3 protein-coding genes and 1 pseudogene are annotated in these 2,333 nt (G+C 68.7%); all 4 read left to right on the forward strand.

Features of this window, described 5'->3' with window-relative positions:
* Window positions 1-509: hypothetical protein (locus ACIA5H_RS37050; protein ID WP_397080963.1), on the forward strand; the 509-nt coding region annotated here is incomplete at its 5' end.
* A 52-nt stretch (window positions 510-561) separates the two neighbouring features.
* Window positions 562-1,134: a WhiB family transcriptional regulator gene (locus tag ACIA5H_RS37055; protein ID WP_397080965.1), complete on the forward strand. Its 573-nt coding sequence runs from the start codon at window positions 562-564 to the stop codon at window positions 1,132-1,134.
* Window positions 1,131-1,949, forward strand: coding sequence for a PD-(D/E)XK nuclease-like domain-containing protein (locus ACIA5H_RS37060; protein ID WP_364599095.1), 819 nt, complete (start codon window positions 1,131-1,133; stop codon window positions 1,947-1,949). The genes ACIA5H_RS37055 and ACIA5H_RS37060 overlap by 4 nt, the downstream gene beginning before the upstream one ends.
* Window positions 1,946-2,333 (forward strand): annotated as a pseudogene (locus tag ACIA5H_RS37065) (hypothetical protein); the annotation flags it as partial. The gene ACIA5H_RS37060 and the pseudogene ACIA5H_RS37065, both read left to right, overlap by 4 nt.

Genomic DNA, 2,333 nt, shown 5'->3' on the forward strand with positions numbered 1-2,333 from the left:
GCGGTGTCGGCTCGATGAGGCGCACAACGACCGACCCCGAAACCGGTCTGAGACTGTCGCTGTCGACGACCCGGACCACGGTGCAACAGGTAAACGCCTACTTCGGGGCCGAAGACGTAGGCGCCGACGTCACGCTCGGCGAGCTGCGGGCGGCCGTCATCGCGGCTGCCAGGCTGCCCGACAACGCCATCGTCCGGGTGTACGCCAGGGAAGCATGGTCGACCCCGCACCGACTTTGGATCGAACACAAAGAGCAGCAGGACGACGACCCGGCGGCCGTCGATGCCGACGACGGCGAGACCGTCGAGGAGTACGACGAGGACGAGGGCACGCCGTGCCCCAGCTGCACGTGCGGCCCGACCGGCAAGGGCCAACCGTGGTGCGACGTGTGCGGCGGCACCGGCCGGATCCCGGCCGACACCGCGCCGATCCGGGCGGGCTCTCAATCCGACCCGGACGTCGCGCACGAGCACGCGGTCGACGTCCGCACGGGGGTGTCGCCATGCTGATCGACGGCAACGCCGGACCACCGCCCGCCCAGGTGGCCTGATGGTCGGCGGCGTGGACCAGACGGCGGATGACTGGCGGCATCGCGCGGCCTGCGGCAAGCACCCGAACCCGGACATGTGGTTTTCGCGCAACCTCCACAGCGCCGCCACCAAAGAGGCGAAACGCATCTGCTGGGGCTGCCCCGTGCAGCGGGATTGCGGCGACGACGCGATACGCCACAACATCCGCGCTGGCGTCGCGGGCGGCTACCACACCCGATTCGCAGGGGAATGGGCACAGCTGCACATCTGGCTCGGCCGCAAACCTCCCGAGAAACAGAGCGGCGCGCACGAGCCACGCTCGATCGTCTGCGCGCAGTGCCGCAGCGAGTTCCAAACGCGCCGACAAAACACCGTCACGCGGTGCCCGCCGTGCGAGCAGGGACTCGTCGACGCGGCGCCGGTGCGCAAGCACGTCGAGCGCGTGCACGCCGAGACCGGTTGGAGCTACCGCGAGATCGCCCAGCGAGCCGGACTCAGCAAGAACGTGGTCGGCTCGCTGATGACCCGGCAGCAGTACATCAACCGGAAAACCGCCGAGCTGCTGCGCGCGGTCCGGCCAGATCTCCTAACGGACGCGGCATGACCGCCCCGACCGAGCCCGGCCTGTACGCAGGCGTCCCGGAGGACGTGTACCACCGTGACCGCAGTTCGCTGTCGTCGAGCGGTGCGCGCCGCCTGCTCGAGCTCGCCCCGGCGGAATGGCTGTACGAGCTCGAACACCCCGAGGTGCGCGAGCCGACACCCGAGATGGAAAAGGGCACCGCGACACACACGCTCGTCCTCGGCGTGGGGCCGCGCATTGTCGAGGTGAAGGCACCGGACTGGAAGAAACCGGCCAACCAGAAGCTGCGAAGAGAGATCCGGGCCCGCGGTGAGGTGCCGCTGCTGAGCCATGAAATCGACCTCGTCGAGACGATGGCCGAGGCCGTGCTCACACACGACGAGGCCGGACCGCTGTTCGACGTAGGCACCCCCGAGGTGAGCGCCTACGGCCGCGATCCGCTCACTCGCGTGATGATGCGCGCACGTACCGACTGGCTGCACCGCCGCCGCGGCGTAGACCTCAAGACGTGCGAGTCGTCGGCCCCCGACGACTTCGAGGACGAGGTTCGCCGCTTCGGCTACCACGTCCAACAGTGGTGGTACGAAGCGACATTCGCCGCGGCCGAGCGCCCGCTCGACGACTTCGTATTCGTGGCCGTGGCGAAACGGCCGCCGCACCTCGTCGCGGTGCACCGGCTCAAACGACGCGTGGTCGACCTCGGCGGGGACATCGCCCGACGCGCGCTCACCAAGTACGCGGCCTGCCGCGAGTCCGGCGCATGGCCGGACCACGGACCCGGCCCGCACGAAATCGATTTACCCAATTGGGAATTCAAAAAGGAGTACAGCCGGTGACCACTGAAATCGCCACCGTCGAGCCGACCGAGGGCACCCTCGTCAGCGCTGCCGGGCCTGACCCGTTCACCATGCTCGGCCGCTACCTGTCGTTCATGGACGATGCGCGGAAGTTCGCAGACACCGTCTGCATGACGCCGATGGTCCCGACGTTCTACCAGGGCAACCCCAAAGCGGCGACCGTCGCGATTCTGCACGGCGCCGAGCTCGGCCTGAACCCGCTGCAGTCGCTACAGCAGATCTTCACCGTGCACGGTATGCCGGCCATCTACGCCCGGACCATGGTCGCGCTGCTCAAGAATCGCGGCTTCCGCTTCCGTACGGTCGAATCCGGCCCCGAGCGCGTCGTATTCACCGGCACCTCGCCCGACGGCGTCGAGACGG

The sequence above is a fragment of the Nocardia sp. NPDC051900 genome, assembly GCF_044452545.1.
Taxonomy (GTDB): Bacteria; Actinomycetota; Actinomycetes; order Mycobacteriales; family Mycobacteriaceae; genus Nocardia; species Nocardia sichangensis.